Source organism: Enterococcus sp. AZ062 (assembly GCF_051715065.1).
Lineage (GTDB): Bacteria > Bacillota > Bacilli > Lactobacillales > Enterococcaceae > Enterococcus_B > Enterococcus_B mundtii.
Map to the genome: position 1 here is coordinate 1,942,453 of NZ_JBIOTB010000001.1, position 19,405 is coordinate 1,961,857.

The 19,405-nt window shown below is 39.1% G+C and carries 18 protein-coding genes and 1 pseudogene; 4 read left to right on the top strand and 15 right to left on the bottom strand.

The genetic code is table 11. The features are described from left to right. Positions 1–177 precede the first annotated feature (177 nt). A complete protein-coding gene (locus tag IGJ00_RS09240) occupies positions 178–1,671 on the top strand; it encodes an amino acid ABC transporter substrate-binding protein/permease (RefSeq protein ID WP_086334783.1) in 1,494 nt (497 codons plus the stop codon). A 1-nt stretch (position 1,672) separates the two neighbouring features. Further along, positions 1,673–2,410: an amino acid ABC transporter ATP-binding protein gene (locus IGJ00_RS09245; protein WP_071866250.1), complete on the top strand. Its 738-nt coding sequence runs from the start codon at positions 1,673–1,675 to the stop codon at positions 2,408–2,410. Positions 2,411–2,470: 60 nt separating this feature from the next. Here the strand turns inward: IGJ00_RS09245 and IGJ00_RS09250 are convergent, their stop codons facing one another. The 5 genes and pseudogenes from IGJ00_RS09250 to lacG all read right to left on the bottom strand — a co-directional run bounded on the left by IGJ00_RS09250 (position 2,471) and on the right by lacG (position 7,552). Beyond that, positions 2,471–4,102, bottom strand: a complete 1,632-nt coding sequence (locus IGJ00_RS09250) for a glycoside hydrolase family 53 protein (protein ID WP_086334784.1) — start codon at positions 4,100–4,102, stop codon at positions 2,471–2,473. 20 nt (positions 4,103–4,122) lie between these two features. Beyond that, complete coding sequence (locus IGJ00_RS09255; RefSeq protein ID WP_374955056.1) at positions 4,123–4,521, bottom strand: lactose/cellobiose PTS transporter subunit IIB; 399 nt, start codon at positions 4,519–4,521, stop codon at positions 4,123–4,125. Further along, a pseudogene (locus IGJ00_RS09260) lies at positions 4,521–5,805 on the bottom strand (PTS transporter subunit EIIC); the annotation flags it as partial. The pseudogene IGJ00_RS09260 and the gene IGJ00_RS09255, both read right to left, overlap by 1 nt. Before the next feature lie 18 nt (positions 5,806–5,823). Next, positions 5,824–6,135, bottom strand: coding sequence for a PTS lactose/cellobiose transporter subunit IIA (locus IGJ00_RS09265; RefSeq protein WP_010735223.1), 312 nt, complete (start codon positions 6,133–6,135; stop codon positions 5,824–5,826). A gap of 16 nt (positions 6,136–6,151) precedes the next feature. Beyond that, positions 6,152–7,552, bottom strand: coding sequence for a 6-phospho-beta-galactosidase (gene lacG / locus IGJ00_RS09270; RefSeq protein WP_071866247.1), 1,401 nt, complete (start codon positions 7,550–7,552; stop codon positions 6,152–6,154). 226 nt (positions 7,553–7,778) lie between these two features. Between lacG and IGJ00_RS09275 the strand changes: the two genes are divergently transcribed. Beyond that, positions 7,779–8,555, top strand: coding sequence for a DeoR/GlpR family DNA-binding transcription regulator (locus tag IGJ00_RS09275; protein ID WP_071866246.1), 777 nt, complete (start codon positions 7,779–7,781; stop codon positions 8,553–8,555). Positions 8,556–8,565: 10 nt separating this feature from the next. Then, positions 8,566–9,264, top strand: a complete 699-nt coding sequence (locus IGJ00_RS09280; RefSeq protein ID WP_438844354.1) for an HAD family hydrolase — start codon at positions 8,566–8,568, stop codon at positions 9,262–9,264. Between the two features lie 27 nt (positions 9,265–9,291). Here IGJ00_RS09280 and dnaJ read toward each other — a convergent pair whose 3' ends face one another. The 10 genes from dnaJ to IGJ00_RS09330 form a co-directional block, all read right to left on the bottom strand. Continuing rightward, a complete protein-coding gene (gene dnaJ, locus IGJ00_RS09285) occupies positions 9,292–10,458 on the bottom strand; it encodes a molecular chaperone DnaJ (protein ID WP_010735219.1) in 1,167 nt (388 codons plus the stop codon). Between the two features lie 355 nt (positions 10,459–10,813). After that, complete coding sequence (dnaK, locus tag IGJ00_RS09290) at positions 10,814–12,643, bottom strand: molecular chaperone DnaK (RefSeq protein ID WP_010735218.1); 1,830 nt, start codon at positions 12,641–12,643, stop codon at positions 10,814–10,816. A gap of 54 nt (positions 12,644–12,697) precedes the next feature. After that, positions 12,698–13,246 (bottom strand): nucleotide exchange factor GrpE, encoded by a 549-nt coding sequence (gene grpE / locus IGJ00_RS09295; protein ID WP_010735217.1) that lies wholly within the window; start codon positions 13,244–13,246, stop codon positions 12,698–12,700. A 79-nt stretch (positions 13,247–13,325) separates the two neighbouring features. Beyond that, the gene (hrcA, locus tag IGJ00_RS09300; protein ID WP_071866244.1) at positions 13,326–14,369 is read right to left on the bottom strand and encodes a heat-inducible transcriptional repressor HrcA; all 1,044 of its coding nucleotides are present in this window, start codon (positions 14,367–14,369) and stop codon (positions 13,326–13,328) included. A gap of 233 nt (positions 14,370–14,602) precedes the next feature. Beyond that, positions 14,603–15,784, bottom strand: coding sequence for a radical SAM family heme chaperone HemW (gene hemW / locus IGJ00_RS09305; RefSeq protein ID WP_438844355.1), 1,182 nt, complete (start codon positions 15,782–15,784; stop codon positions 14,603–14,605). 210 nt (positions 15,785–15,994) lie between these two features. Continuing rightward, complete coding sequence (locus tag IGJ00_RS09310) at positions 15,995–17,293, bottom strand: tyrosine-type recombinase/integrase (protein WP_438844356.1); 1,299 nt, start codon at positions 17,291–17,293, stop codon at positions 15,995–15,997. Positions 17,294–17,401: 108 nt separating this feature from the next. Continuing rightward, positions 17,402–17,623, bottom strand: a complete 222-nt coding sequence (locus IGJ00_RS09315; protein ID WP_438844357.1) for a hypothetical protein — start codon at positions 17,621–17,623, stop codon at positions 17,402–17,404. 96 nt (positions 17,624–17,719) lie between these two features. After that, positions 17,720–18,559 (bottom strand): TIR domain-containing protein, encoded by an 840-nt coding sequence (locus tag IGJ00_RS09320; RefSeq protein WP_195273128.1) that lies wholly within the window; start codon positions 18,557–18,559, stop codon positions 17,720–17,722. 80 nt (positions 18,560–18,639) lie between these two features. Continuing rightward, positions 18,640–19,179 (bottom strand): EF0163 family protein, encoded by a 540-nt coding sequence (locus IGJ00_RS09325; RefSeq protein ID WP_195273129.1) that lies wholly within the window; start codon positions 19,177–19,179, stop codon positions 18,640–18,642. Further along, complete coding sequence (locus IGJ00_RS09330; protein ID WP_066026195.1) at positions 19,176–19,403, bottom strand: hypothetical protein; 228 nt, start codon at positions 19,401–19,403, stop codon at positions 19,176–19,178. Before IGJ00_RS09330 ends, IGJ00_RS09325 begins: the two co-directional genes overlap by 4 nt. Positions 19,404–19,405 lie beyond the last annotated feature (2 nt).

Below are 19,405 nucleotides of genomic sequence, written 5' to 3' on the forward strand. Positions count from 1 at the left end.
GTTTTGGATCTTACCTGTAATCTCCTTCTTTTATCGCATGTCATGTTTCCTTACATAGCATGTAATAAATCGCTACTTTTTTAAATTATTTTTTCTTGGAATCTTGTGTTAGGAATATCTTTTCGCCTATAATAGTTAAATATTGGAAATTATCGAAATTTATATAGGAGGTTATTTATGAAAAAAAGAAACATGTTACAGACATTCCTTTTCATAATGACAGGACTTGTTACATTCGCTCTGCATACGCCTGTGCAAGCTGACGAGACGCAATCGACTACAGCAACTAGCGAGACGATGCAAAAAATAGAACCTAAAAAAGACGTTTATGTGATTGCAAGTGATTCGGCCTTCGCTCCATTCGAGTACCAAAATGCGGATGGCGAATATGTGGGGATCGATGTCAGCTTAATGGAAGCTATCTCAGAAATGCATGGGTTCAATATCCGCATGGACTTCCGAGGTTTCTCTGCTGCGTTACAGGCATTGGAATCCGGACAAGCAGATGGAATGATCGCGGGGATGACGATTACAGATGAACGTAAAAAAACGTTTGATTTTTCAGACCCTTATTTCCAAAGTGGTATCCAAATCGCAGTCAAAAAAGGCAATACTTCGATCAAGTCTTATGAAGACTTAGATGGAAAAACAGTCGGTGCGAAAGTTGGTACCGAAAGTGCAGATTTCTTGGTCGCTAACCAAGAGAAATACGGCTACGAAATCAAATATTTCGATGCCGCAGATCAGCTATATGATAGTTTGAGAGTCGGAGCAATTGACGCAATGATGGATGACTATCCAGTAATCGGTTATGCGATCAAAAATGGTCAGGAATTAGAAACGCCAATCGAACGAGAAACTGGCGGCTCTTATGGTTTCGCAGTGAAAAAAGGAGAAAATCCTGAATTATTAGAAATGTTCAACGAAGGCTTAAAAGAATTAAAACGAACAGGTCAATATGAAGAGATCATCAATCAATACATCTCTACAGACGAAAGTGCAGCAGCACCAGCTGTTGATGAATCGACATTGACTGGCTTGATCCAAAACAATTACAAAGCGCTATTGAAAGGCTTATGGCAAACGATCCTATTAACCTTGATTTCATTTGCACTAGCTTTAGTTGTCGGCGTGATCTTCGGTCTTTTCAGTGTTGCACCGATCCGCGCCTTACGAACAGTTGCAAGCATCTATGTAGATATCATTCGCGGAATTCCGATGATGGTACTTGCTTTCTTCATCTTTTTCGGTCTACCAAGTATCGTGGGCTTTACGATTCCTGACTTTATTGCAGGGATCATCACATTGACCTTGAACGCGAGTGCCTATATCGCCGAAATCGTACGTGGCGGGATCAATGCTGTTCCTACAGGACAAATGGAAGCTTCACGAAGTTTAGGTCTGTCTTATAATCGTACGATGCAAAAGATCATTTTACCACAAGCATTTAAAATCATGATTCCATCGTTCGTCAACCAATTCGTGATCTCATTGAAAGATACGACGATCATTTCAGCGATCGGTGTGGTCGAGTTGTTACAAACTGGACGGATCATCGTTGCTCGAACCACTCAAAGTACGTATGTCTACTTGATCATCGCAGTAATGTACTTGATCTTGATCACTGCATTGACGAAATTAGCGAAAGTTTTAGAAAAGAAGGTGAAATAAGATGACAGAAAAAATCTTAGTCGAACATCTTGTAAAAAAATATGGAGACAACACTGTCTTGAACGACATCAACGTGTCGATCAATGAAGGCGATGTTGTTTGTGTGATCGGACCTTCTGGTTCAGGTAAAAGTACTTTTTTACGTTGTTTGAACCGTTTAGAAGATCCAACATCCGGTGATATCATCATTGATGGTGCACATTTGATGGATAAAAACACAGATATCAACTTAGTAAGACAACATATTGGCATGGTATTCCAGCATTTCAATCTTTTCCCACATCTTTCTGTGTTGGAAAACATCGTTTTAGCACCGATGGATCTAAAAAAACTCTCTCGTGAAGAAGCAGAGAAAAAAGCAATCAAATTGTTAGAAACAGTTGGCTTAGAAGACAAAAAAGATATGTACCCAGATAACTTATCTGGTGGACAAAAACAACGGGTTGCTATTGCTCGTGCATTAGCAATGAATCCCGATATCATGCTCTTTGATGAACCTACTTCAGCCTTGGACCCAGAAATGGTCGGCGATGTATTGAATGTCATGAAAAAATTAGCGAAACAAGGAATGACTATGGTCATCGTGACACATGAAATGGGCTTTGCTAAAGAAGTCGCGAACCGTGTCATGTTTATAGATGGCGGCAACTTCCTTGAAGATGGCACACCACAACAAATCTTTGAAGATCCGCAAAATGAGCGAACGAAAGATTTCTTGGATAAAGTATTAGATATCTGATCGACTAAAGAAAGCCCCTAAGAACGTCTGGAAAAACCAAGCGTTCTTAGGGGCTCTTTACTATTGATTTTTAACGAATGTTACATGATCCACCGATACCCATCCTTGCGCTTTTGCATCAACATAAATGCCAATCTCACTCGTGCCGGAAGTAACCGGTATATCTTTGATCGTTACTTTTGTCCACTCGCCACTTTTAGTGATCGAAGCCTTCAGCTCTTTCTCACCATGATTTTTGACATACATCTGACTAGCGGTCAAATCGCCACCTGCCATGGTATAAGCAGTTAATGTGTACGTTCCCTTGCTTAATCCATCAACAGTTTGATAGATCGACATTTGATACGCTTGATCATCCCAAAAGGTTGCTTTATACGCTCCGGAAAACCCACCAGTTTCAGTTTTCAATGTATCGATTGCTGCACCATTGCCTCGCCACACAGACCAATTTGAAGGTGTGTTCGTGAAACCGTCATTTTCAAAACTAGGATTTTTCAGAAGATTTTGCTGTCTCCCTGCTTCTTGAAACGCTTTTAAGCTAGGAAGTGCTTGCCCATTGAAATCAAACATTGCCTGGTTATCCCACTCATTTCCTGTTTGGGATTGTACGCCTAAATAGTTCATTCCAGCAGCTGTTGCCCAAGAGACATTACCGTTATACCATAAAGGTTCCCAATAGAAAAAGCCATTCCCTTTCTCATTTGGCACGGTTTGGATACGAGTCACCAAATCATTTAAATATTCTCGTTGCCCTGCTGGTGTTGCCGCATATCCTCCTGCAATCTCTTGTTCTGGTCCAAAAGCATTGGGCATACTATCCGCATTGGCAGTTGTGTGTCCATATGCAGTCTCTACCACATTGACTTCTTTATCATATCTGGCACTGATTGTGTTCATTGTCGTTTGCAAGGCATTCATCGAGCCATGCCAATAAGGATAATAGGAAAGGCCGATCAAATCGTAATCTACCCCACGTTTTGTAATCTCATCAAACCACCAAGTAAAGACATCCGTATCTCCACCATCAGCTAAATGCAGCATGATTGGGGTGTCGACTGGTTGCGTTTCTTTTACTCCCCGAATCCCAGACTTCAAGAAAGTGGCTAATCGATCAAACTCGCCACCACCTTCCCCCCATGATTTTCCATAAGGCCAAAGCATGCCGCTGTTCAATTCATTGCCTATCTGGACCATATCAGGATATACACCATTGTTTTTCATTTCTGTCAATACACTTTTCGTATAACCGTATAAGGCTGCATCAAGTTGCTCAAAGCTATAGTTTTCCCATGCTTTCGGAAGGTTTTGTTTGCCAGGGTCCACCCAGAAATCACTATAATGAAAATCAAGTAACACTTTCAATCCTAGGTTTTTCGCACGTTTCGCCAAAGCAATCGTCGTGTTCAAATCATTCGTGCCTGCACCATATGAATTCCCTTGATCATCATAAGGATCTTGCCATAATCGCAAACGAACATAGTTGACGCCATTGTTCTTTAGAATCTGTAATGCATCTTTTTTCACACCATTTTCGTAATATCCTGCACCAGATTTTTCCATATCCGCTAATATCGAGATATCTGCTCCACGTATCAATTCCTTTGCCTCCACTTGCTTTGAACCTAATGCCACACTGACTAACGAAACAAATAATCCGACAACCAACACTCGCCAACCTTTTACTTTGTTCATTTAACGATCTCTCCTTTGATTTAAAATTGATCTAAAACAAACCGAACAGCTTTCTCAGGATCTCTTGTCAAACCAATGTATTCTGCACCTTTTGTGGCAACCAATTTAATCCCTAAACGATCTGTGTCTTCCTTGATGTCCTCATAGTAAGATTGGACTTGCGGCGCCAAGACGATCATATCAAAGTCTTCCATCATCTCGTAATGAGAACCATAAGCACCTGCTAAAGCACTGATTGGTGCATCAAATTCTTTTGCTCCTTCTTTCAAAGCATTTGCAAGCATAGCACTTGTACCTGCGCCTGCGCATAAAACTAATACATTGATTTCTTTACCTGAATCAGCCAAAGAACTCGCTTCTGTTGCTAATACTTCATTCGCCGGAATCGTCACGGTCACTTTTGTTTCGTTTTCTTGCATGGCTACTTGTTCTGCTTGTCGCGCTTCTTGCTCGACTAGCGTCGCATCATACGCCTTACAGAATGGGAAATAGATGGCAAAGTCGACGAGAATCAAAACTGCGGCTAATACAAACGCCAAAACCCCCATGCCAGTTCCTAAGACTAAACCAATCGGAGCTGGCGTTGCCCAAGGTAAGACATACATGAAACTATTCATTCCAAACACATCAACAAAAAACTTGAACAAGCAAACGTTTACAATCGGCGTCAATAAAAATGGAACAAAGAAATACGGATTCAAAATCATCGGTGCCGCAAACAACAACGGCTCATTTACTGCAAAGCTGACTGGAATAACTGAAGCTTTACCAACCGCTTTTAACTGTTTGGATTTTGCAAATAGCAAAAAGATAAACGGAACGACTAAAGTCGCACCTGTTCCACCCATCGTTCCGACAAAATTCCCTAAACCAACAGTCAATACATGTGAAGCTTGTTCCCCAGAATTGAACAGTTGTAAATTGGTTTCGACATTCGCATAAATGATCGCTGCAATCGCTGGTTCAACAATCGATGGACCATGGACACCAACAAACCAGAAAAATGCCATAGCACCCCAGATCACGGCTATCCCCAAATAGCCATCTGCTGCTGTAAATAGTGGTTGCAATAAAGTGATGATGGCTTCTGCAAAAGAGATGCCAAAAAGACTACGTGCAGCTAAGTCGACCAACACGGCGGCAAAGACAGAAAATGAAAATGGAAAAATATCGCGGAACGTTTGAGAAATTGTTCCTGGTACTTCTTTTGGCATCTTGATCGTAATATCTTTTCGTACACAAAACTTATAAATGTTTACAGTAATAAATGCAGCGATGAACGAAGCAAGCAACCCTTTCGTTCCCATATATTCTGTTGAAAAACCACCTTCGATCGGTGAAACACTCAACAATAAGAAACTAACTAAAGAAGCAAGCATTACCGATGTAGTATTGATGATTTTATTTTTCGGCATTCTCCGATTCATCGATTCAGCTAAACAGCGTGCAGTAGTTGTAGAAACTAATATGCCTACGACCCCCATCGAATAATTGTAGATTTTCCACAACCAGGTCGATACTCCTTCTGGCCATTGAAAACCAAAAATCTCAGGAACTGCCGCAATCAAAATAAAGATACTTGAAAATAAAATTGCTGGCATAGCCGTCAAGAATCCATCTCTGACCGCACCTAAGTAAATGTTACGTGAGATTTTTTCAAAGATCGGTTTGCCTTTTTCAATTTGCTTGATGATCCCATTCATGCTTTTCACTCCTAGTGATTATTTGTTTTTATATAACTCAATGAAATCTTGGATCAAATCTCTTAGCAATAAAGTAGTCATCAAGTGATCTTGTCCATGGATAAAAATAAATCCCATATCCATATCTTTTCCTGAAGCCTCTTCTGCTAAGATCTTTGTTTGCGAATTATGGGCTAATGTCAAATTCTCATCTGCATCCTTCAAGGCTTCTTCCACACGATCAAATTTTCCTTGACGGACTTCTCTTAATAATGTGAGTAACGTACTACGTGCATCCCCTGAATAAGCCACGATCTCAAAACCTAACATTTGCAATTCTTCTTTATTCATCTTCCATTCCTCCAACTTAAATGATTGTTTTTGTTTCACTGACGAATTTGTACCAATAGGCGGACTCTTTAGGGTAACGTTTTTGTGTTTCGAAATCGACATAGAAGAGTCCGTATCGTTTGTTGTAACCATTTGACCAAGAGAACAAATCCATTAACGACCATAGGAAATAGCCTTTCACGTTTACTCCAGCAGATATAGCTTGGCTCAATGATTCTAAATAGACTTTCAAATATTCGATCCGCGGTTGGTCCATGATCACACCATCATCGAACTGATCTTTGAATCCCATCCCATTTTCAGTGATGTAGATTTTATTGTAGTGAGGATAATCTTCCTTGATACGTAACAATAGATCATATAACCCTTCTGGATAGATCAACCAGTCCCAATCCGTTCGAGGGATTCCTTCTTTATAGATCCGTTCTCCAATTCCTTTTACTTTATAAACAGAAGTTCCTTTGTCCCCTGTTCCATTATGATGGATCGCATTCTCTCCATGATACGCTTTGACAAAGTGACATTGATAATGGTTGATACCCAAGTAATCATTACGGTGCGAGGCACGCTTCATCTCCGCCAAATCCTCTTCCGGAAAATCATAACTTGCGCCGTTTGCTTCACAAATCTCAGCAAGCGCTGACAATGTTTCATCAGAGTAATATCCTAAGTAAGTGGCATCTAAGAGGAAACGGATCGACAACGCATCATCTAAGAACGCTGCATGTTGATCTTCCAAAGCGTCCGATGCAGGATATTTCGTTTCTAAAGAATGAACCACACCAATTTCACCGGCATATCCCTCGTCCTTGAACAAGTTCACCACCCTTGCGTGCGCATACATCATGTTATGCAAACAAGCAATGATTTTGGTAAAATCATAGGTTATTCCTGGTGGGAAAATCCCTAATAAATATTGATTCGTTGCCACTGGATAAATCTCGTTGAATGTACTCCAGTAACGTACTTCTTTAAATTCATCAAAGCAAAATTTTGCATACGCAACAAACGCTTCTATATTGTCTCTATTTAAAAAATCACCCTGATCAAATAAAACTTTTGGGGTATCAAAATGATGGAGCGTCACAAAAGGAAGTACACCATGTTTCTCACAAGCTGCAAAGACCTTATGGTAAAATGCCACACCCTCTTCATTCACTTTCCCAGTTCCATCAGGAAAAATACGACTCCACGCAATGGATAAACGTAACCCATTCACACCAAACTTCTCACATAATTCAATATCTTTTTCATATTGATGATAGAAATCACTTGCCGGATCAGGACTGAATCTTCCTTGTTTCTCTAAAAACTCGTCCCAAGCAACTTCACCTTTTCCGCCTTCTTTTGTTGCGCCTTCTACTTGGTATGCCGCTGTTGCTCCGCCAAAAATAAAATCTTCTGGTAATTTCAGCATCTCTTCCCCTACCTTCTTGTCTACTAATTTATATAACAACACGAATTGTAATCGCATTCAAAACATTTGTCAACAAAAACAAACAAATTCAATCAATAAATTGCATTTATTTGAAATAAAAGGGGGGATTGTTTGTTTAGGTTGATTATTTTTGTTTGCATGTGTTTGTTTTTGTTGACCTCCATTCTATTCTATGGTAGATTATTTGTGAATTGGGAGTGATTAGATGTTAAAAAGAGAGCGCTTACTAACGATTAGTGAGATGGTGAATAAAAAAGGGATTTTAACGGTCAGTGAGATCATCGAACAATTGAATGTCTCTGATATGACCGTTCGTCGAGATTTGGATGAGCTAGAAAAGTCAGGAAAATTATTGCGTATCCATGGTGGGGCCCAAAGTCTTACCTATACCCTCGACCAAGAATTATCACATACAGAAAAATCAGTCATGCAAATCAAAGAAAAGCAACAGATTGCGGCAACAGCTGCACAGTTGATCAATGAAGGTGATACAGTCTTTTTGGGTCCAGGAACGACGATCGAGTTATTAGCTTCTCACTTGATCCACAGAAAACTGCGGATCATTACGAATAATTATGCCGTTTTTGAAGTGTTAGCCCAAGCAGAAGTTCCCGAAATTTTGTTGATCGGTGGCGACTTTCGAAAAAACACTGGTGCATTTGTCGGCCCCATCACCAACGATAACCTCAGAAAACTGAAGTTCACCAAATCATTTATCAGCGCTAACGGTGTGCATAATGAAGCAATCTCAACCTATAGTACCGAAGAAGGTGAAGCTCAACAAATTGCCTTGAACCATTCGAAAAATAAATACTTATTAGTGGATCACCAAAAATTTAATCGCGATGACTTTTATATCTTTTATCAATTACATGATTTTGATTTACTGATTACTGATCCACACATCAAACCACATGTGAAAGATCATTATTCGCAATATGTCCAAATAAAATTAGCGGAATCGCTAGAAAATGAACTTTAGGAGTGAACGTATGAAAGGAATTATTTTTGATTTTAACGGGACGATGTTCCAAGACTCCCATTTACATGAAGCGGCTTGGGTCCAAATGATCCATCATTATTCTAAAAAAGAGCTTTCTGATGAAGACATTGTTAAAAATATCCATGGACGTACCAATAGTGAGATATTGAATTATTTTATCTCCCCTACTTTATCGAAAGAAGAAGTCGAGAAACTATCAAACGAGAAAGAGGCATATTATCGCACTCTTTGCTTAGAAAAACCGGATGATTTAATGCTGACGCAGGGATTGATCGGTACTTTGGACATATTAAAAGAGGAAAACATCCCGATCACGATCGCTACAGCTACAGTCAAAGATAACGTTGAATTTTATTTTGAGATTTTTGATTTAGTAAGATGGTTTGAATTTGATCAAGTCGTTTACGATGATAATACTTTCCCAGGTAAACCACAACCTGATATCTTTATCAAAGCCGCACAAAAATTAGCTCTTGAACCAAAAGATTGCTTGGTCATTGAAGATGCTTATTCTGGACTTTTAGCAGCCAAGCGTGCAAATATCGGTACGATCATCGCCATTGATCCATTTGGGAAAAATCGCCAGTTATTCTCCAATCAAGAACTAAGAACAGATGGTGTGATAGAGAATTTTGATGATTTCTATCTCAATTTCTTCTCCACTGCAACTTCATCAAAAAAAAGATAGACGTATGATCGTCTATCTTTTTTGTATTTATTTACGTTTTTTTCCGCCAAACGCATCTTTTACTTTATCAAAAAAACCATCTTCTTGTTGCTCTTGAACATGCATGCCGCCTGCTTTAGCAAATGCGCGTAAAGCTTCACGCTGTTCTTCATTGAGGTTTTTTGGTGTAATCAATTTCACACGCACATGTTGGTCCCCTGTAGACCCACCACGTAAACGTGGCGCTCCTTTACCACGTAAACGGAAGTTCGTTCCCGTTTGCGTACCAGCAGGGATTTTCAATTTGACATCCCCATGAACGGTTGGCACTTGTACTTCATCACCCAGCGCTGCTTGCACGAAGCTTAATGGTAACTCATAATAGATCTCAGAACCATCGCGATCGAAGATATCACTTTCTTCTACTCGGAAGACCACATATAGATCTCCGAATGGACCACCATTCTCGCCTGCTTCACCTTGTCCTGCTAAGCGCATTTGTTGTCCTTCTTCCACACCGGCTGGTACATTCACTTTGACCGTATGTGCTTTCTTCTCATGACCAGAGCCATGACAAGTCGGACATGGTTCTTTGATTTCTTTCCCAGTGCCTCGACACACATCACAAGTTTGACGGCTCATCACACGACCAAGTGGTGTTTGACGTTCCACATTGATCGTTCCAGAACCATGACATTTATGACAAGTCGTCGGTTGTGTTCCTGGTTTTGCACCATTTCCGCTACACGTGTGACAAATTTCTTCACGATTGTATTTGATTTCTTTTTCTACCCCAAAGATTGCTTCTTCGAAGGATAAATTGACTGTATATTGTAGATCTGATCCTTGACGAGGGGCATTTGGATCAACAGATCTTCCACCACCGCCGAAAAACGAATCAAAAATATCTTCAAATCCACCAAAGCCAGCTCCACCACCGGAGAAGCCGCCAAAGCCACCAAAGCCGCCGCCACCAGCGCCATAATTAGGATCAGTTCCGGCATGTCCGTATTGATCGTAAGCCGCACGTTTTTGTGGATCACTTAAAATCTCATAAGCCTCGGAAACTTCTTTGAATTTTTCATCAGCATCAGGCTCTTTATTGATATCTGGATGGTATTTCTTTGATAACTTTCGATAAGCTTTTTTTATTTCGTCTTCTGAAGCTCCCTTTGACAGCCCCAAGACTTCGTAATAATCACGTTTTGTTGCCATAGGCTTTCCTCCTATTGGTTCTCTTCATTTCCACGTCGTTTGTTATCATATCACACTTTGATCGAAACAAAAACCGGAAATTTCGAAGTATCGACTAAAGAAGAAAAAATCGATCATTGATTTCTATGGCACAAAGAAAAGATAACATTTCTCTTCTTGATCCAAAGAAAAATCATAACTGATGACTTGTTACTTTACTCTAGTGATGCTTCTAAACTGCATAAAATAAAGTGATACAAGATTATTCCCTCGGAAATAAGCCGAAGAATCGCGAAAATATGAGAAGCTATTTTCGAATTCTTCGGCTTATTCTAAAGCGGGACTTGATCTCTTTAAGTGAAACTAAATGAACTGATTATTTTTTGTCGTCATCGACTTCTTCAAAATCAGCATCTACGACATCATCCGCTCCGCCTTGGGCAGCTTCAGGATTTTCTTGAGCTTGTTGTTGTGCCGCTTGTTCATATAATTTAACTGTCAAGTTTTGCACGATTTCGTTCAACGCATCACGTTTTGTTTTCATTTCTTCGATGTTGTTTGCTTCTACTGCAGCTTTCAATTCGTCACGAGCTGCCTCAGCTTTTTTCACTTCTTCTTCGTCAACTTTACCTTCTAATTCTTTCAAGGTTTTATCAACTGAGAATAGCAATGCATCGACATCATTACGTAGATCAACTTCTTCTTTACGTGCTTTATCTGCTTCTGCATTAGATTCAGCATCTTTCACCATACGTTCGATTTCTTCGTCTGTTAGACCTGAAGAAGATTTGATCGTGATTTTTTGTTCTTTTTGTGTACCTAGATCTTTGGCAGATACATTTACGATACCATTTTTATCAATATCGAATGTTACTTCGATTTGAGGGATACCGCGTGGTGCAGCTGGAATGTCTGTCAATTGGAAGCGACCTAATGTTTTATTGTCCGCAGCCATTGGACGTTCCCCTTGTAATACATGGATATCTACAGCAGGTTGGTTATCCGCAGCTGTTGAGAATACTTGTGATTTACTTGTTGGGATTGTTGTATTACGATCGATCAATTTTGTAAATACGCCACCCATCGTTTCGATACCCAATGATAATGGAGTTACGTCTAGTAAAACAACGTCTTTTACATCACCAGTGATCACGCCACCTTGGATTGCCGCACCCATCGCTACAACTTCATCTGGGTTTACTGATTTGTTTGGTTCTTTTCCTGTTTCTTTTCTTACAGCTTCAACAACCGCAGGAATACGAGTTGAACCACCGACTAAAATCACTTCATCGATTTCTGATTGTGACAAACCAGCATCTTTCAATGCTTGACGTACAGGAACTTTCGTACGTTCCACTAAGTCAGCTGTCAATTCATCAAATTTTGCACGAGTCAACGTCATTTCTAAGTGCAATGGACCAGCATCACCAGCTGTGATAAATGGCAAGCTGATTTGAGTGCTTGAAACACCTGAAAGGTCTTTTTTCGCTTTTTCAGCAGCGTCTTTCAAACGTTGTAAAGCCATTTTATCTTGACCTAAGTCAATGCCATTTTCTTTTTTGAATTCAGCAACCATATGATCAATGATTTTGTTATCAAAGTCATCTCCACCTAAATGGTTGTCTCCAGCAGTAGATAATACGTCGAATACGCCATCGCCTAATTCAAGAATCGATACGTCGAATGTACCACCACCAAGGTCAAATACTAAGATTTTTTCATCGCGATCTGTTTTGTCTAAACCATAAGCTAGTGCTGCCGCAGTCGGTTCATTGACGATACGCTCTACTTCTAAACCTGCAATCTTACCAGCATCTTTAGTTGCTTGACGTTGTGCGTCATTGAAGTATGCAGGAACAGTGATAACTGCTTTTTCTACTTTTTCGCCTAAATAATCTTCTGCGAATCCTTTGATGTATTGTAAGATCATTGCAGAGATTTCTTGTGGTGTATATGATTTACCTTCAACATCCACTTTATAACCAGCTTCACCAATATGGCGTTTGATGGAAGAAATCGTATTAGGGTTTGTTACTGCTTGACGTTTTGCGACTTCCCCTACTTGGATCTCACCATTTTTAAATGACACAACAGAAGGTGTTGTACGGTTTCCTTCTGGGTTTGCAATGATTTTTGCTTCATTTCCTTCTAATACAGCTACTGCTGAGTTTGTAGTACCTAAGTCAATTCCGATAATTTTACTCATAATCAACGTCTCCTTATCTTATTACTAAGTTGTTGTTTCTATTCCATCATGACTTTATTGCGCAACGATAACCATTGTCGGTCTCAATACGCGGTCATGTAATTTATAGCCTTCTTGTAACACTTCAACGATCGTATCAGCAGGTAATTCATCTGTTGCTGGTACCGTCTGAACTGCTTGATGCAATGTCGGATCAAAAGGTTCACCTTTTGCAGGGATTTTTTCGATTCCTTCTTCCTTCAATGCATGTTTCAAACTTTCAAGAACCATCTCGACACCTTTTTTCAAACTTGCACCTTGCTCATCAGATACTTCTGTTGCTAAAGCACGTTCTAAGTTGTCGATCGAAGGTAATAATTTTTTGGCTAAATCTTGTGAACGATATTTTTGCAATTGCTCTCGTTCGTTTTTACCACGATTTGCCATATTAGCGATTTCTGCTCTCGCACGCAAAAACTTGTCTTCCATTTCATCAAATTCAGCTTGGAGATTTGCAAGTTCGTTTGCTTCTTCTTCCACTTCTGAAACTTCCACTTCTTCCGTTTCTGGATCTAGCTGCGTATCATTCAATTCCTGATCTAATTCTTCATGGTTTTCTTTCATGATGCAGTCTTCCTTTCATTATTCAGTCAGATGCTTGATCGCTCAAATCGAAAAAACGATCAGTCACTTTTGTGATTGTTCAAAAATCCGAGCGATCAAGTGTGCGATAATAATCAGCGAGTTTGTGCGCCAATTCTTTTCGATAGACATCGACAAGGCCTAACATTTTGGAATATGGCATACTAGTTGGTCCTAGCAATGCGATGGTTCCACGTCCATGGCCGACGATTTCATAACTCGCTTGGATCATACTCATATTTTGCAATAGGTCATTGCCTATTTCCGAACCGATTTTGATATGTATCTTGCTATCCATCGGTACGATCATCTGTGTCAGTTCATAGGAATCTGTCATAAATGAAAACATTGACTTGAACTGATCCACATCTTGCAACGGTTCATAATCCAATAAGTTCATTTGGCCACTCACATAAACTTTATCTTCAAACGCATGACTCAAAACCGTATCAAAGAGACTAGACATCCCTTCCGTTGTTTGAAAATATTTATGCAAGATCATCGGGATCTCCGTGCGTAATTTGTTGTATACCGTCACTAACGGATCTCCTACCAAACGGTCATTGACAATACGAACCATTTTTTCTAAGTCCTGACTACCTAAGTTTTCAGGAAGAGTAAAAACCTGACTTTCAACGTTCCCATTATCAGTCACCACGATCGCAATGACCTGACGACTATTCAATGGTACGATGCGAAAACCGGTCAAACGGCGATCTTTAATCTCGGGTCCTAACGAAAAAGTAGTGTAACTAGTCAACTCAGATAAAATCTCAGCTGATTGTTTGATGATTTCGTTGATTTCATGGAATTCCTTGTTTAAAGACTGTCGAATTTGGTGCAAATCATCATTTGCTACACGAGCAGGTCGTAACAGATGATCCACATAATAACGATAACCTAGCGCAGACGGTATACGTCCAGAAGAAGAATGTGTCTTTAAAAGTAGACCTTCATCCTCTAAAGCTTTCATATCATTACGGATCGTCGCTGGACTTGCCTCGACTCCTTCCGCCATTAACGTTTTGGAACCAACGGGCACCCCACTACTCGTATAGTTTTGGATGATCAGACGTAAAATATCACTTTGTCGCTGTGTTAACATCTTTCTCACCTCTCATTAGCACTCTTAGCTTCTAAGTGCTAACCCACTTATAAATATAGCAAGAAGACTAAAAAGTGTCAAGGAAAAGAACCCACTTTTTTAGCACTCTTACATCGAGAGTGCTAATCAATTGTCAACTTGCTTAAAATAGCGTCATATCAGGCATTTGATCATAAAAAACTTGATTAAAATCGTTTTTTTATTTCGTTGTTATAAAAAATTTAAACAATCATTCAGTCGTTTACCAAGTCCTTATCCAATAAAAAACGTTCGAAGACATTATTCCCCAAAAAAGTTCCTTTTTTTGTCAAATATACTCGGTCTTCTTCATTCACTAACAGCTCTTCTGCTACTAACTCATCCAGGACAGATTGATACAACGATTCAATCGATTGACCATAACGCTGTAAAAAGTGTTGCTTCTCAATGCCCACCTTTTTTCTTAAACCAAGAAACATCTCTTCCTCGATTTGATTCTTACGAGATAACTCTTCACGTTCTAATACTGGTAGCTCACCTTCACGTAACGGACGCAAATAATGTTGGATCGGCCCTTTATTTCGATATCGCGTATGATCCAGATAGCCACTTGCTCCTGCGCCAAAACCGAAATAGTGATCATTATTCCAATACATCAAATTGTGTTGGGATTCATGACCAGCTAAACCAAAGTTACTGATCTCATATTGATGACGTTGATGTTTTTCCATCGCCGCAATCGTTTCTTCAAACATCCGTGTCTCCGTCTCTTGATCTGGCAACTGCAACCGTCCTTGTCGAACCCAATTCATGAACATCGTTTTATTCTCTAAAATCAATGAATAAAGAGAATAATGAGGCAAGTCTAAGGCTAATGCCCGCTCTAACGTATCTAGATAGCCTTCTAATGTCTGTCCAGGTAATGCATAGATTAAATCAATGCTGACATTTGAGAAATTTTCCGCCTCTAAAAATCGCATCGTTTCATAGACATCTTCCGCCGTATGTTTTCGACCAATTTTCTTTAATAAGCGATTATCAAAGGTCTGGACCCCCATCGATAAACGATTGACCCCATAATTCTTCATTACTTGTAGCTTTTCCCTGGTCAAATCACCAGGATTCGCTTCCACCGTAAACTCTTTTCCTTCATTAAAAGGTAAGATCTCTCTGGCACCAGACAATAGTCGATCGAGCTGCTTAGCCGATAAAGAAGTCGGCGTTCCACCACCAACATACAGTGTCTCCAATTCATTCACCGGACGACGCTCCATCATGATCGCCATTTCCTTTAGTAGCATTTCGACATACTCATCCACTGGTTGTCCTTCCAGAAACACTTTATTGAAGTCACAGTAATAACAGATATGTTCACAAAATGGAATATGGATATAAGCAGAAACCTTATGTTCTTCGGATTTGTTTGTTTCTTTCATTAGTTTTTCTTTCTCCTTACGTCAAAAAGTCGTACCGCTTTTCGACCACTCTTTAAACGGTGCTCAAGTGCCAACTCCTTGAAATAAGCCAGCAATTTTCAAAACATGAAAAGCTGTTTTAAAAATTGCTTTCTTATTGTCATCGGAGCTAACCGGCACTTTCACGACCTCTTATATACGCATACTAAACGTATTTAACAAACAAATCCACTAAAAAATCCAAGAATCAATTTCTTGGATTAGTTTTTCTTTAGTTGTATTGGAGACTTGGTTGTAAATTTCCAGTGTGGTTTTCATGTTGGCATGCCCCACACGTTCCATGATTGCTTTGATTGGCATCCCAGCTTCGGCGAGTAATGAGATATGGGTGTAGCGGAAGGTATGGGAACTTAAATGTTTATGGAAAGAGGGATCTTTGGTCTTCATGATAGGTTGGATGGATGTATTGCTTTGACCATTTAAAAACTCATTTAACGAGTGATAGACAACTGGTGTTCCGTTTTGTGTTTGGAATATGGTATCTGAGTTAACGAATTTTTTTGATGCAGGTATCGTTCGGATCGTTGTATATCCTTCTTTATTATAGTAGGTTTTCTTATATTCGCCTTTTTGACGTTGCTTCATTTCCTTCTGGCGTGCTTGGTTTACTCGGATTCGATTTTGAATGATTGCGATCGATCGCTGATCCAAATCAACTTCTCTGACAGAAGAAAGAGTTTTAGGCGGGTTTCGCACATACTCTTTCACCGTTCTACCGGCAGCTACTAGTCCTTCATCGATACGCAACTTACAATTCGTGAAATCTACCTTATCAACCGTCAACGCCCCTAATTCGCCAATTCTTAACCCATTGCGGATCAAAAACTCTACTACATCCAAGTAAAGCTTATTCATCTTATTGATTTCTTGATTATTCTCATACTTTTCGTTGATTGCTTCTAATAATAGCTGGATCTCTTGTTTCTCCAAAAATTTTTTCTTTCGACGTTGTAGTGATTTTCTTTTTCGATCCGCAGGAATTTTTAGTTCAATTTTCTTTAACTCAAATTGAATCAGATCATGTCGGTAGCCATAGACTAAAATCTGCTTTAACAAAGATCGAATTTTTTCCAACGTCGCTTGTTCCAGATAATCATTCTCCCTTTTCGTCCGTATCAATAAAATATCCGCCCATAGCCCTTCAATCAACAAAGGAGTGATTTGTTTTAAAGAAGTCTGTTCATCGATAAAAGGCATCAGATACCGCTGCAATATTTGCTTCTGATAATCAGCAGTCGTTTGACGAACGGTCGGCTCCCACGCCTTCAACCAAAGTACAACCAGTTCGCCAAACGTTTCACAGTACTCACCATTAGAAAACACCGTATACTTCTGATATTCTTTTTCAATCGCTTCATGCAAATAGCGCAACGCTTGTCGCTCACTCTTGAATCCTTTCGCTTTCCAGTTCACACTTTTCTTTCTTGTTTTCTCTTTGACCGGATCATAGTAGACCTGAAATGTCCGCAAATAACTTTTCTTATCAATTGTTGTATAGGCACTTCGCAAATACTGTTTATAATCTGAAGCCTTCAGAACATCCTCCTTTCCAAATAAAAAAGCACATAAGCAAAGGAATCAAAACCCTCGCTCATGTGCCTTCCATTTTAAAAATTTTATAAACCCTTCTAGATTGATCCAAACTAAGCGCTGCGTGGGATTAACGACATACTGATAAAACTCTGGACTCTGCCGCATTTCCATCAACCAGACGTTTAGCGTGCTCTTGGTTAAGCCTTCGAAGCGGTTTAGTATGCCTTGTTTGTTTAGCCAGACCTCCTTTTTAGAAAGTTTGTCCATTGGTCCCCCTAAGTATTATTAATTTTTGTTTTTCCTAAAACGCGATAGAACCATAATATTATTCGAATAAAAAACTATTCAGCTTCAAAAATTCATTTATTTATTATTATTAGGTAGTAAATCCATCACTTTCTCGACTATATCATCTTGAGTGTAAATTGAGGTTGGTAACGCATTAAAATCTGTTAGTGCAAGGCTTCTACTAGCAATCTCATCTGCTGTAATATTGTGCCAAATTGGTAATATTATATTTTTTCCATTCGATCTTGAATGACGCTGTAATAATGATTTCAACTCATAAGTTGCCCAATATTTTTCTAAATAGGTTGGTGTAAGAAGTATTATTCCATACTTTACCTGCTTTAAATGATTATCTATAAAATCAATTATACTCTCACCCCAAGCCAGATCATTTTTGTCAAATACAACATCTACTCCATTATCTTTCATCTTTTTTACTAGTGAATCAGCATAATCACTATCTTCATGTGCATACGAAAAGAATATATCATGTTCATAATTTTTATTGCTAGGATCAGACCCCTCAAACGTTTTTTCTGTTTTCATAACAATTTCTTTTATACGAGCTTCACTTTCATGCTGCATAAGATCCAAAGCTTTTTTACTTTCAACGTTTCGAGCCTTACCTAGCGCTATTCTAGTAGTATTCAATTTGTTAGTAATATCTGATATTTTTTTTTGAATGTTTACTTGCTTCTTCTTAGAATCAGATATTCTTTTGTTTTCAGCTTCTATTTGCCTGTTATATGTTTTGATTTGTGAAGCAGATTTGGAACTTTTTAGTCTAGAATTTAGTTGTTGAACCTTTTTTAATGCATCGCTTTCTTTTTTCACTACACTATTAAGTTCTTTATTACATCTTTCTAGTTCTCTTGACTGCTGTCTTTCTCTGGATTCTAAAGAAGAAACGCTCATGTTAAACATCTCCTAATTTATACGTGATTTTTAAATAAGTATACAATATATATCATACATATAAAACATAAAGTTATTAATTAATACTCCTGCTTCAACGTATTATAAGTCATCTCCGCCACTTTCCCATCCTCCACTTTTGCCAACAATAAAATCCGGATCGGTGAACCATTTTGAATACAGTCTAATAAAACAGCGTATTCCTCTTTATCGTTTTGATAAATAGCTGTTACTTTTCCTTCACTGCCAAGTCCATTGCCAGTTTCAATATCTATCCCGTTCATCTTGATACATTCTTCCGTCATCAAGTCTTTGAGATTTTCATTTCGGTGATTTAGACTTTTGAAATTGGCATAGGCTTCTCCGTATTTTTGTAAGAGTTCCATGTTGTCATTCTCTCTGTGTTTCTCTTCTGATTCTATTGTCTTAGTCGCTTCTTTTGATTCTGTCGTTTCACTGGTTTCTGCTTCTTCTGTTGATTGAATCGTGCTGACTCCTACAGCTTCCATTGATCTTGCGCTGCTTGTTGTCGTAGGTGTTTTTGATTGACTTTCTTCTTGTCCGCAACCAGTTAATAGTACGATCCCTAGTAGTAGCACAAATAGATAGTAGCGTTTCATTGATTGACCTGCTTTCTTTTATTTGTTGGTACACGAATCATTTCTTTTGCATAAACGATTTGTGAGAAGCGACCGGCTGAAAACTTGATCTTGTACTCTTTATTATTTAGTGATACGAGATAGCCATCTTCAAACCGACGAACGGCAAATTCTTTTTTCTTACAACCAAATTTCTCGCAAATTTGTTTCATTTGTCTTCGATTCAAGCCTGTTTGCAAAAACATGT